Genomic DNA, 12,810 nt, shown 5'->3' with positions numbered 1-12,810 from the left:
TGGTGGCCGCGGCGTGGGCCGACGGCGCCCGCTCAGCTCTTAACGAGCCGCGCGATCGCGGCGTTGGCCTCCGCGAGTTTGGCGTCCATGTCCGAGGTGTCCCCGGAGTCGTGGGCGGCCTCCACGGCGTGCTTGACGCAGTGACCCAGGTGCTCTTCCATGAGCCCCAGGCTCACGGATTTCAGGGCGGACTGGATCGCGGAGATCTGGGTGAGGACGTCGATGCAGTAGGTGTCCTCGTCGATCATCCGCTGCACACCGCGCACCTGACCCTCGATGCGCTTGAGGCGGCGGGCATAAGCCGCCTTGTCCTGGGTGTACCCGCGGGTGGGGGTCTCGGGGCTGCTCATGGGTCCAAATTATACCCTAGGGGGGTATGGGTCAAGAGGGTCGCTGAGGAGCACCGACCGGGGTCCGGGCCTCACCAATCCGTAAACCGGATGGCTACCCGGTGGGTCGAGTGCCTGCCGACCGGGCGACCCTGCGGTTGTGCAGCGCCATGCGCACGACGGAGGGAATCATCAGCACGACGATGAGCACAGGACCCCAGTACCAGACGGCTGTGCCCACCTGGATGGCGCCGAAAACCAGGAACCCCATCCCGAAGAAGCGACATGCGAAAACTCTGTCCGGGACAACCGGCGGGTTTCCTATCCACGCCGGGATCTTCGAGTGCGGGTTGGCGCGACTGAGAACGTGGGTCGCGTAGAAGAACAGGACGGACCCCGCGATGGCGAGGAGGGCGGGGAGCATGGGGAACACCTCTTCCTGGGGTTCAGTTCACGGCGACGGCCGCGCTCACACCGGGCGTTGCCCCCGGTCGTGGGCCGCTGCGGGCGTCCCGTTGGGAATCGTCTGGTTGTCGAAGCGGGCGCCCCGCGGATTGGGTGGGAACGCCGCCATCACGAGTAGGGCCAGATGGCCGAGCAACGGGATGAACATCAGCAGAACCCACAACCCGGAAGCATTGATGTCGTGCAGCCGCCGCACGGACAGCGAGAGGCTGAAGATGACCACGAAGATCGAGATAGCGAAGAGCAGCAATGCCAGAATCAACCCCAGGGCGCTCGATCCCCCCGGTTTATCGGGCAACCGGAAGTTGCCCAGCTCCATCAGCAGCGAGATCACGACCGTCCACAGGGCGACCCACCAGTACTCGGACCGGGACGCCCTACCGGAGAACCGGAAACCCTTGCGCACGTAGTTGCGGACCGCGCCGAGCGGCCCCACGGACTCACCGGGTTGGGTCGAGCGGGGGAGCGGCTGAGCCGGGTACGTCATGGGGTTCTTCCTGTCGGGAACGCGGACAACGAACAAACCACGTTAGCGGCGCAACGTCACCGAACACAGTGGCCATCCGGCCAGACTTCCCCCATCACCGGTCCCGCGGATCGGTGTTTCGCTCCTCCTCCGAGGCGGCTTCCTCCGGGTGCAGCCGGTCGTACGCGGCCTTCGCCTCGAGGGCCTCGTCGATCCGCCCGTCCTTCAGAGCACGCCCGGAGAAGCGGCTCAGCATGAACGAGGCGACCACTGCGAGCACCGCCAGGACGACCTGATGGTAAAAGAAGTACAGGAAGACCGCCCCCAGTAAGCACATAGTGCTCGCGAGGTCGTAGAGCGTGGATTTTCCCTCACCCCTGGCCATGCAGCCTCCCCGTCACGTCGAGGCCGGTGGATCGTCACGGGCCGTGGAATCGATGGCTCATTCAATCAGCCGGGACCGCCGCGTACCAGGGCCGCCACGGAACCCTCCGCCCGGCGTGAGCCGCCGGGGGCGTTTATGGGATTCTGGGTCCATGGCTTCCAAGATCGAGGACTACGCCCTGCTCTCCAACATGCGCAGCGGGCCGTTGGTCTCCCGTCACGGCTCGGTGGACTGGTGGTGCGTCCCGCGCTTCGACTCGCCCGCGCTGTTCGCGGCGCTGCTGGGCACCCCGGACCACGGCCGCTGGTTGCTGGCACCGTACTGCGCGGTCAACGACGACGCCGCGGTGGACCTTTCCCTGCCCGGCGTCACCGCGGTGGAGCGGTTCTACGCGGAGAACACGTTCGTGCTGCACACCGTGTGGACCACGGACACCGGCACGGTGCGGGTCACGGACTTCATGCCCCTGAACTCCCGCACGGAACTGATCCGCCGGGTCGAGGGGCTCACGGGCGAGGTCGAGATGTTCCAGGACCTGCGGCTGCGCTTCAACTACGGCTCGTCGGTCCCGTGGCTGAGCCGCTTCGACGTCCTCGAGGAGGAATCGGAGGAGGGTGCGGTCGCGGAGTCCGTGCTCGTGGGCATGGCCGGCCCCGATTCCGTGGTGTTCCACGGTGACCCGCTGCCGGAGGCGGACCCGGACCGCAGTAAGCGCCGCCACGCGGGCTCCTTCACGGTGGCCGCGGGCCAGACCAGGGACTTTACGCTCACGTGGTTCCCGTCCCACGGCGTCCCGCCGGAAGCGGTGGACGTCAACGAGACCCTCACGGCCACGCTGAATCTGTGGCAGGAGTGGACGGATCTGTACGAACCGTACGATCCGCTCACGGACCCCACCGCGGACCCCGAGCTCCCGGAGGACGGGGACGACGGCGCGTGGGCGGCGTCGTCGACGGAAAGACGAGACGCGGGCGAGCCGGCATCCGGCCGGGACGTGGGGCGTCACGGGGACCGCCCGGCGGACGCCGACGCCCAGGAGACGGTGCACTTCACGAGCACCCAGGACGCCCCCGAGGACATCATCCGCCGCAGCCTGCTCGTGGTGCGCGGGCTCATGCACCAGGCCACGGGCGGACTGATCGCCGCGGACACCACGTCCGTGCCGGAGGTGCTGGGCGGGGAACGCAACTGGGACCACCGCCACGCGTGGCCCCGGGACGCGGCTTCCGCGCTGGAGATCATGCTGGACCACGGCCACGACCGGGAGGCCGCGCAACTGCGCAACTGGTTGCTGCGCGCCGTGGCCGGGGACGTGGACAACCCCTCCAACATCTACACGCTGGACGGCTCCGGGCAGATCCGCGAACGCCTCGTGGACCTGCCGGGTTACGCGCGTTCGCGACCGGTGCGCGAGGGTAACGCGTCCGGCAACCACTACCAGGCGGACGTGGCCGGTCACGTGCTGCGGGTCTTCGAGATGCTGCGCCGGCGCGGCGTGCAGGAGGACCACTTGTCCTGGCCGTTGCAGCAGGCGTTGCTGCGCGCCGTCGTGGCGAACTACGAGGAGAAGGACCAGGGCGTCTGGGAGATGCGCGGTGAACCCCAGTACTACACGCACTCGCGCGTGATGATGTGGGCCGCGCTGCAGGCCGGCGTGGACGCCGTGCGGATCCACGGGCTGCCCGGGGACGTGGAGACGTGGGAGGAACACCGGGACCAGCTCGCGCACGAGATCTGGACCAACGGTTACGACCCCCAGGTGGGTTCGTTCGTGCAGTACTACGGCTCCACGGACGTGGACGCCTCCCTGTTGCAGCTACCCACGGTGGGTTTCGTGGCCTACGACGACGAACGCATGCTCGGCACCGTGGCGCGCATCCGTAAGGAGCTCACGGACCGTTCGGGGCTGCTGCACCGCTACCGCAACCTCCCGCAGCTCACCGACCTGGACGACGCCGAGGCGTTCGCGTCCTCGATCGGTCAGGACGGTTTCGCGGGGCAGTCGGTGCCGTCCGTGTCCGCGACCCTGCAGCTGGCCGAGCAGCTGGCGCTGTGCGGTCACACGGGCGATGCCACGCGGCTCACGGACCTCGTGCTCGGCACGGCCAACGAGCTGGGTCTGTTGCCCTCCACCTATTCGCCGTCCCAGCGCCGGGCCACCGGCAACTTCCCGCAGGTGGAGGGCCACCTGAACCTCATCCGGGTGCTGGACATCCTGCAGGCGGAGTCCGACCGATCGTAGACCGGCGATTCTTCGCCGTGGCGGGGATCACGATAGCGTGTGAGGACCAGCCACGCCGGGCCCGGTGAGACTCGGCTGGTGGCCGAGGGAGTGCCTCGGCACCTTTCCCGGGCCGAGACTTTGGAGGCGCTGCAATGGCACGCACCGTCAATACCGGAACCGATCCTCACGCCCTCGCCGATCCCGCCGTGGACCTCGTGCGCACGTGGCTGCTCAGGGCGCAGGAGAACCAGCGGAAGAACACCCAGAAGAACCCCGCGGAGGACCGACTGGCCGCCGTGCTCCAGGACCCCAACGGGTTGGAGTTCACCGTGGGATTCGTGGACCGCGTGGTCCGCACCGAGGACACCAAGGCCGCGGCCAAGGCCCTGCAGGACATCGCGAAGTTGACCCCCCAGTCCATGCCCGCCGCGGACCGGGCTCAGATCCAGGCGGGCACGGCGCTGTCCGGCGTACTGCCCTCCGTGGTGGTCCCCGCGGCGCGCACCCGGTTGCGGCAAATGGTGGGACACATGGTCGTGGACGCCCGCCCCGGCCCGTTCGGCAAGTCCGTCAAGGCCCTGCGGTTGCACGGGCACCGGCTCAACATCAACCTGTTGGGCGAGGAAGTCCTCGGTGAGGACGAGGCCAAGAAGCACCTCGCGGACGCCGAGGGCCTGCTGCGCCGCGAGGACGTGGACTACGTCTCCCTCAAGGTCTCCTCCGTGGTGCCGCAACTGTCCCACTGGGGTTTCGATCGCACCGCCGAGCGCGTGGTCGAGCGGCTGTTGCCGCTGTACGAGACCGCGGCCACCAAGGGCACGGGCACCATGTTCATCAACCTGGACATGGAGGTCTACTCGGACCTCGAACTGACCCTGGAGGTCTTCCAGCGGCTGCTGGACAAGCCCCAGCTGAAGAACCTCGAGGCCGGCATCGTGGTGCAGGCCTACCTCCCGGACGCGCTGAGCGCCGTCGAACGCCTCTCGGAGTGGTCCGCGCGCCGGGTCGCGGACGGCGGCGCCCAGATCAAGGTGCGCCTGGTCAAGGGTGCCAACCTGGCCATGGAGAACGTGGACGCGGAGATGCACGGCTGGCCGCTGGCCACCATGGAGTCCAAGCAGGCCACGGACACCAACTACAAGCGCGTGCTCTCGTGGCTGTTCCACCCCGAGCGCATGCGCGGTATGCGCCTGGGGGTCGCGGGACACAACCTCTTCGACATCGCGTTCGCCCACCTGCTCGCCGCGAAACGCGGTGTCACCGACCGCATCGAGTTCGAGATGCTCCAGGGCATGGCCACCAACCAGAGCGACGCCGTCTCCGAGGACGTGGGCCAGTTGCTGCTCTACGTCCCGGCGGTCAAGCCCGCGGAGTTCGACGTCGCCGTGTCCTACCTGGTGCGCCGGCTCGAGGAGAACTCCGCGAACGAGAACTTCATGTCCGGGATCTTCGATCTGGGCCCGGACAACTGGGTCTTCCAGCGCGAGGAGGCCCGGTTCCGGGCGGCGCTCGCGGACCTCGAGGACGATCCCCAGGCGCTCGACCCGCGGCGCGTGCAGGACCGCCGCGCGGAAACCGCGGGGGAGACCCCCACGATCCCCCTGGACGAGCCGTTCCGCAACGAACCTGACACGGACGTCTCCGTCCCCGCCAACCAGAAGTGGGCGGAGGAGATCGCCGAACGCATCGGGGACCCGCAGTGGTACGAATCGCTGGCGGTCCCGGAGCTGCTGCGGGACGTCGAGGAGAACTCGGGGGATGCGGTCGAGGCCGTGAACGACGTCGTCGCCACCGCCAAGGCCGCGGGGCAGCGGTGGGCCGCCACGCCCGCTCGCGAGCGCGCCGAGATCCTCAACCGCGCCGGGGACATCCTGGCCGCGCGCCGCGGTCACCTCATGGCCGTGGCCGGTGCGGAGACCGGCAAGGTGTTGGAGCAGAGCGATCCGGAGGTCTCCGAAGCGGTGGACTTCTGCCGTTACTACGCGCGGCGCGCGCTCGAGCTGGCCGCCGTGGACGGCGGGGACTTCGTGCCGCACGCCGTGACCGTGGTGACCCCGCCGTGGAACTTCCCGCTGGCCATCCCCACGGGCACCACGGTGGCGCCCCTGGCCACGGGTTCGGCCGTGATCCACAAGCCCTCGCCCGAATCGCGGCGCTGCTCCACCGCCATGTGTGAGGCGCTGTGGGAGGCCGGTGTGCCCCGGGACGTGCTGCAGCTCGTGGCCCCCGTGGAGGGGGAGGCCGGTCAGCAGCTGATCTCCCACCCGGACGTGGAACGCGTGGTGCTCACGGGCGCGTACGAGACGGCGCAGCTGTTCGCGTCCTGGGATCCCGAGCGGCCCCTCACGGCCGAGACCTCCGGGAAGAACGCGCTCGTGATCACGCCCAGCGCGGACCGCGACCAGGCGGTGTGGGACCTGGTGTCCAGCGCGTTCGGTCACGCGGGGCAGAAGTGCTCCGCGGCGTCGCTCGGGATCCTCGTGGGGTCCGTGGCCACGTCCGAGCGGTTCCGCCGCCAGCTCGTGGACGCGGCGTCCTCCATGGTCGTGGACTGGCCCGTGAACCTGCAGGCGAGCGTGGGCCCCACCGTGGAGCAGCCCGGCGACAAGCTGCTGCGTGCGCTGACCGAGCTGGAACCCGGCGAGGAATGGCTGATCGAGCCCAAGCAGCTGGATGACACCGGACGGTTGTGGCGTCCCGCGATCCGCACCGGTGTGAAGCCGGGGTCCTTCTTCCACCTCACCGAGTGCTTCGGGCCCGTGCTGGGGCTCATGGCCGCGGAGGACCTGGACCACGCCGTGGAACTGCAGAACGCCACGGACTACGGGCTCACCGCGGGCATCCACTCGCTGGACGCGGACGAGATCCTGCGCTGGGTGGACACCGTCCAGGCGGGCAACCTCTACGTCAATCGCGGGATCACGGGTGCGATCGTGCAGCGCCAGCCGTTCGGCGGGTGGAAGCGCTCGTCCGTGGGCCTGGGCGCCAAGGCGGGCGGTCCCAACTACCTGGCCACCCTGGGTCGGTGGACGCGCGCGGGCTTCACGTCCACGAGCACCGATCGCGGCGCGGCCGGCGCGTGGGTCCTGGACCCCCGCGTGCACCGCGCGCTGGACTCGGTCACGCCACTCGTCTCGGACGAGGACCTCGTGTGGTTGCGCCGCGCCGCGCAGTCCGACCAGTCCGAGTGGCAGCGCGAGTTCGGTCAGGTCAAGGACCCCACGGCCCTGCTCAGCGAGGCCAACCTGTTCCGCTACCGCCCCCGCACCGTGGTGGTGCGCGCGCAGGAAGGCGCGTCCCTCACGGACGTCCTGCGCGTGGGTCTCGCCGCGGTGCGCTCGGGTTCGCAGGTGGTCCTCAGCGCCGCCCAGTCCCTGCCGCACGCGGTGCACGGGCTCTTCGCGTCCGTCCTCAACCCGGCGTCCGACGCCGACTTCGCGCACGCCCTGGGCACCGGCTCCCTGGGCCCGCTCGGTCAGCTCTCGGACATCGACGCCCTGGACGACGCCGCTCTGGACGTCCGCCACGGCGCTCGCGTCCGCGTGATCTCACCATGGGGCGGGACCGATGAGGACCTGCGCGAGCTCTACGCCGTGCGCGCCGAACACCCGGACATCGCCCTGATCACGGATCACGTGGTGGGTTCCGGTCGGGTGGAGATGATGTACATGCTCCACGAGCAAGCGGTGTCCATCACGATGCACCGCTTCGGCAACCACAGCCAGTCCATGCAACGGGTGGTGGACGAGCTGTCCCGGTGAGACCCTTCCGGGGCATCCGCTGACATGGCGCGAGCCGCGTGACCGATCATCGGTCACGCGGCTCGCGCCGTCGGTGGCACCCTCTCGCAAGCGAGCTCTCAGAGCGAAACGGGACCCCCCGAACCCGCCGCGTACTCGCGCAGCGGCGCGGAGGTGTCGTACGCGTGCTGGATCAGGTCGATGATCCGCCAGCCCTGTTCGGTGGCGTCCGCGCGCACGGTGAACGTGGGGTCCCCGGCCATGATCCAGCGCATCACCGAGCCGTAGGCCGTGAGCCCCGGCTCGGGGGTCGCGCTGGACAGCGTCAGCCGGTTCATCCCGCGGGAGTCGTACGGCGAGCCCACGTTGAGTTCGAGCTGGACGTGTTCCTCCTCGAACCCCACGGACAGGGCGTCCGCCGCCGTGGGCTGCGGCCAGCCGTGGTAGGAGTGCGGGGGCTTGCGGAAGTTCACGCGGATGTGTTGCGCGGGGTTGCCGATCGCCTTGCCCGAGCGCAGGGTCACGGGGACACCGCTCCAGCGCCACGTGTCCACCTCCAGGGTCACCTGGGCGAACGTCTCGGTCTCGCGGGACGGGTCCACGCCCTTCTCGGAGGCGTAGTCCGGCAGGTCGTGACCGCCCACGGTGCCGGCCGTGTAGCGCCCGCGCACCACGGGGGTGATCTCGTGCGCGTCGTCCGAGTGCCGGGCGGATTCCTGGTCCCACAGCCGCGTGGCCCGCAGGACGTGGGCGGTGTTGGCCGGGACCTCCACGGGGTCGAAGCGCGAGGGCGGGTCCATCATGGTCAACGCCATGACCTGCAACAGGTGGGACTGCAGCATGTCCCGCGCCGCACCCGTCGCATCGTAGAAGTCACCGCGGCCCTCGAGGCCCAGGGTCTCGTCGAAGACGATCTCGATGGACTCCACGTTCTCGCGGTTCCACACGGGTTCCAGGATCCGGTTGGCGAAGCGCAGCCCGGCGATGTCCAGGACCCCGGGCATGCCCAGGAAGTGGTCCACGCGGAAGGTGTGTTCCTCGTCCACGAGGGTGCCCACGAGCGCGTTGAGCGAGCGCGCGGAGTCGAGGTCGGTCCCCACGGGCTTCTCCAGCGCGAGGTACAGCCCGTCCGGCAGTGATTCCAGGCTCGCGAGCGTCTCGCACGCCTTGCGGGTGATCGCCGGCGCCAGGGCGAAGTACAGGCACACGGGACCCTCGACGTCGTCGAGCAGGGACCTCATGTCGGACGCCTCGCTCACGTCGCAGTCGACCCAGCGCGTGGTCTCCTGCGCGTGCGTCACGGAGGGCCCGGAGGCACCCACGGACGCGAACGCCTTGGCGACGGTCGAGGGCCAGTCCTCGCCACGGACGTCGTCGTCCGGACCCAGCGGGCCGGGGAACTCGCCGAGGGCCGCGCCGATCACGGTCATCTCCCGTTCCGGCTGCAGGTGCAGGAGGCTTCCGAGGCCGGGCAGCAGCAGGCGCGCCGAGAGGTCTCCGGAACCGCCGAGGATCACAAGGGTCTTGATGTCTTCCATGCCCTCACGGTATGCCCCCGGATCAGGAGTGTCACGGGTGCCCACCCGCGGGGTCGCACGTGTTAACCAGCGGGCGCTGACGGGCGCGACGGGGCGGTGGTTCAATGAGCCCATGAGTACCCCGCTCGAGGACTACGCACTGCTCGCGGACCTGCAGACCGGACCGTTGGTGTCCCGGGACGGCAGCGTGGACTGGTTGTGCTTCCCGCGCTTCGATTCACCCGCCGTGTTCTGCGCCCTGCTGGGCGACGAGAGCAACGGGCGCTGGAAACTCAGCGCCGTGGACGGACACGTGGTCTCCCGCCGCTACGTCCCGGACACCTTCGTGCTGGAGACCGAGTGGCGAACCCCCACCGGGCGGGTGCGCGTGACCGATTTCCTGCCGCCCAGTGACGACCGAGGGGACCTGATCCGGCGCGTCACGTGTCTCGAGGGCACCGCGGAGGTGGAACACGATCTGCGGTTCCGCTTCGACTACGGCAAGGTCATCCCGTGGGTGCGCCGCGTGCAGCTGGGCAACCACCGCCCCCAGCACCCGGACGAGGCGCGGTTGGGGGATTCCGCCACCGAACCCCACCCGGTGGGGACCTCCGAGGAACCCGGCCGTGCGGCGTCGAACCCGGAAATCACGACAGTCGGCGAGCAGCACGGCCGGCACCCGGACTTCAAGAAGCTGCTGCGGGAGATCTCCGCGCGCATCGCGCTGAGTACGTCCCGCGCGGACCACGGGTTGCTGGCGGTGGCCGGTCCGGACGTCCTGTTGCTCACGGGCCCGGACCTGGAACCGTACGAGGAGGACGCGGGGGGCAACCCCGTGGAGGTGCTGCACCGTGAGCACGATCCCGGCAGCGACATCCGCGTGGTGGAGGGGATCCGCCGGGGGCACCGTGGCCGGTTCACGCTGCACGAGGGCGAGGGCCTGGACTGGGTGCTCACGTGGAGCCACTCGTACGAGGAGCTGCCCGTCCCCGCGGACCCGGACAGCGCCCAGCGGGCCACGGAGGACTTCTGGCGCGACTGGGCCTCGGACGTGGAGTCCCACGGCGAGTTCGACGGCGCCGTCTCCCGTTCCCTGCTCGTGTTGCGCGGACTCACCCACGCCCGCACCGGCGGGATCGTGGCGGCCGCGACCGCGGCACTGCCCGAGGACTTCGGGGGCGAGCGCAACTGGGACTACCGCTACACGTGGTTGCGGGACGCGGCCCTGACCATCCAGGCGCTCGTGGAACACCGGCACACGCACGGTGCGCTGCTGTGGCGCGACTGGCTGCTGCGCGCCGTCGCCGGGGACCCCCAACAACTGCAGATCATGTACGGCGTGGACGGGCGCCGGGACCTCGCGGAACGGGAGCTGGATCACCTCAGCGGCTACGAGAACTCCCGGCCCGTGCGGATCGGCAACGGCGCGGTGGAGCAGTACCAGGCGGATGTGGCCGGCGAGGTCATGATGGCGCTGGCCACCCTGCGGGACGCGGACGTGGCCGAGAACGACTACTCGTGGGGTCTGCAGTGCAACCTGTTGGGCTTCTGCGAGCTGCGCATGGACGAACCGGACAACGGGATCTGGGAGATGCGCGGGGAGCCCCACTTCTTCACCCACGGCCGCGTGATGATGTGGGCCGCGTTCAACGAGGGCATCCGGGCCGTGACCGAACACGGGCTCACGGGGGACGTGGCGCACTGGAAGCGAATGCGCGATCGTCTGCACCGTGAGATCTGGGAGAAGGGGGACAACCGGGACCTCGGGTACTTCACCCAGACCTACGACAACACGGAGGTGGACGCCTCCCTCCTGCAGCTGCCGCAGACCGGGTTCATCGCGCCCGACCACCCCGCGATGCTGCGCACCGTGGAGCGGATCGAGCACGAGTTGCAGGGCGAGGAGGGACAGGTGTGGCGCTACCGCACCACCGATTCGGGCACGTCCATGGACGGGCTGTCCGGGCGGGAGTACCCGTTCCTGATCTGCACGTTCTGGCTCATCGAGCAGTACGCACGTTCCGGGCGCATCGAGGACGCCCAGCGGTTGATGCGCACCACCGTGGGTTTCGCCTCGGACCTGGGCTTGCTCTCCGAAGAGTACGACGTCGCTCAGCACCGTCTGGCGGGCAACTTCCCCCAGGCGTTCAGTCACCTGGGACTGATCCGCGCCGCGGACGCCCTGTTGCGGGCGCAGCGGTCGGGTCAGGATCGGGTCTCCCGGGTGGGCACGGCAACTGCCTGACCGTGCGGTTCGGGTGCGCGGGCTCACGCCCCCGTGAGCGCCTGGACGAACACCTCTTGGATGTCCTCGGGCGCGCGTGCGATGTGGGAGGTGCCCCCGGTGGCTTCTGAGATCCGGCGCAGCACGTCCTCGTCCGCGTCCTGGGAGATACCCACGGTGATGATGCGCACGGGGTTGCTCGGGTCCTGCTCGCTCTCGAGCGCGGTCAACAGGTGGTCCAACCCCTGGGAATCGGGGTCCTGGTCGATGCCGTCGGTCAAGATGATCACGGTCTTGAGGGAGTCCGGGGCGTCGTCGTCCAGGACCTTGCGGAAGGCGGCCAGCGTGGTGTCGTACAGGCCGGTGTACCCCTTCGGGACGTAGCTCAGCGCCTGGGCGTCCTGGGCCAGTCGCTCCCGCTGGGTCATGCCGTCAACTGGGGCGGACATCTCCCTCACGGGGGTGATCTCGCGGTAGTCCTTGTCCCCGTCCAGCCGGTGGCCGAACGCCCAGACCCCGAGCGCGTCGTGTTCCGGGAACAGGGTCACGGCGGTGGTGGCCGCGGCCTTGGTGAGGTCCATGCGGGTGGCGCCGTCCGGGGAGACCGGGGCGCCCATGGACCCGGACACGTCGATCGCCACGAGCGCGTGGAACGGCTCGGCCAGGTGGGCCCACTGCCCCAGGGCCTGCTTAAGGGCGTCGTCGTCCACCGCGGGGGAGTCCGCGGCGGGGCGGTCTCCCGGGGTGCTCGCCACGAGGGGTGTGTCCGGGTGCTGCGAGTGGTACTCGTCCCACTGCGCCCGGGTCACCACGGTCGCGTTCGGCTGCGGGCCGCCCGACGCCGCGCCCGCGGCGACCGCAGCGTTCTCCGGGGACGCGGGAGCCTCGGGGGAGGGGTGATCGGCGAGCTGCTGCAACCGCTCCGGGGCCGCGAGCACGGGGGCGGCGTCGCCCTCGGTGCGCGCGCGCAGCTTGAGCGCCTCGTCCGTGGCGCTGCGGTTCGCGCGGTCGTCCTGGGCCTCCCACAACGCCCGGGAGATCAGCCCGCGGGTCCCCGCGTCCTCGCTCGGGCGCCCGAGCTCCACGGCCGGGTCCGCGAGCACGGCGGACCAGGTGCCCGCTCGGGTGTTCGCGTGGCCGACGACGACGGGTGCTTGCGCGTCGTCGTTCGCCTCACCCGATGCGCCCGTTCCCGTGGCCGCGCCGGAACCGGCGCCGTCGGTCGGGGAGACGCTCGCGGCGTCGTCGCCGTTGCGAGGGAACCAGAAGATCGCCGCGACGAGAAGCAACAGCGCGGCCATCGCGAGTGCCGCCCACAACAGCAGTTTGCTGCTCGGCCCACTGCGCTCGGCGCGATGCGCGGCACGGTCCCGCGGCCTACCAGGATCGGTCATGTCGGTGTTCCCCCGTCTCGTTCGCCACGCATGCTGAGGCTCGACGCTCAGCCGCCCCCACGGCGT

9 protein-coding genes are annotated in these 12,810 nt (G+C 69.9%); 3 read left to right on the top strand and 6 right to left on the bottom strand.

The annotated features are described in order from the left end of the window. Window positions 1-32: 32 nt before the first annotated feature. From AS25_RS02485 to AS25_RS02470, 4 genes are all read right to left on the bottom strand, one after another. Window positions 33-350, bottom strand: coding sequence for a metal-sensitive transcriptional regulator (locus tag AS25_RS02485; RefSeq protein ID WP_035960928.1), 318 nt, complete (start codon window positions 348-350; stop codon window positions 33-35). A 94-nt stretch (window positions 351-444) separates the two neighbouring features. Continuing rightward, complete coding sequence (locus AS25_RS02480) at window positions 445-753, bottom strand: hypothetical protein (protein ID WP_156960866.1); 309 nt, start codon at window positions 751-753, stop codon at window positions 445-447. Window positions 754-798: 45 nt separating this feature from the next. Further along, entirely contained in the window at window positions 799-1,281 is a 483-nt protein-coding gene (locus tag AS25_RS02475; RefSeq protein WP_052160638.1) for a DUF805 domain-containing protein, read from the bottom strand. A 94-nt stretch (window positions 1,282-1,375) separates the two neighbouring features. Beyond that, on the bottom strand, window positions 1,376-1,645 hold the full coding sequence (locus AS25_RS02470) for a hypothetical protein (RefSeq protein ID WP_035960923.1): 270 nt from the start codon (window positions 1,643-1,645) through the stop codon (window positions 1,376-1,378). 151 nt (window positions 1,646-1,796) lie between these two features. Between AS25_RS02470 and AS25_RS02465 the strand changes: the two genes are divergently transcribed. Next, on the top strand, window positions 1,797-3,887 hold the full coding sequence (locus tag AS25_RS02465) for a glycoside hydrolase family 15 protein (protein WP_035960922.1): 2,091 nt from the start codon (window positions 1,797-1,799) through the stop codon (window positions 3,885-3,887). Between the two features lie 134 nt (window positions 3,888-4,021). Next, a complete protein-coding gene (locus tag AS25_RS02460; RefSeq protein ID WP_035960921.1) occupies window positions 4,022-7,630 on the top strand; it encodes a bifunctional proline dehydrogenase/L-glutamate gamma-semialdehyde dehydrogenase in 3,609 nt (1,202 codons plus the stop codon). Between the two features lie 98 nt (window positions 7,631-7,728). On the opposite strand, the gene AS25_RS02455 is transcribed toward AS25_RS02460, so the two are convergent. Continuing rightward, a complete protein-coding gene (locus tag AS25_RS02455) occupies window positions 7,729-9,147 on the bottom strand; it encodes a glucose-6-phosphate dehydrogenase (RefSeq protein WP_035960919.1) in 1,419 nt (472 codons plus the stop codon). A gap of 112 nt (window positions 9,148-9,259) precedes the next feature. On the opposite strand from AS25_RS02455, the gene AS25_RS02450 reads away from it, so the two are divergent. Continuing rightward, a complete protein-coding gene (locus tag AS25_RS02450; RefSeq protein WP_035960918.1) occupies window positions 9,260-11,371 on the top strand; it encodes a glycoside hydrolase family 15 protein in 2,112 nt (703 codons plus the stop codon). A 23-nt stretch (window positions 11,372-11,394) separates the two neighbouring features. Here AS25_RS02450 and AS25_RS02445 read toward each other — a convergent pair whose 3' ends face one another. Beyond that, the gene (locus AS25_RS02445) at window positions 11,395-12,744 is read right to left on the bottom strand and encodes a VWA domain-containing protein (RefSeq protein WP_035960917.1); all 1,350 of its coding nucleotides are present in this window, start codon (window positions 12,742-12,744) and stop codon (window positions 11,395-11,397) included. Window positions 12,745-12,810 lie beyond the last annotated feature (66 nt).

Origin of the sequence: Kocuria marina (assembly GCF_000786655.1) — a bacterium.
GTDB classification, from domain to species: domain Bacteria; phylum Actinomycetota; class Actinomycetes; order Actinomycetales; family Micrococcaceae; genus Kocuria; species Kocuria marina_A.
The sequence above is the reverse complement of the archived record's forward strand: the minus strand, read 5'-3'. Positions and strand labels throughout refer to the sequence as shown.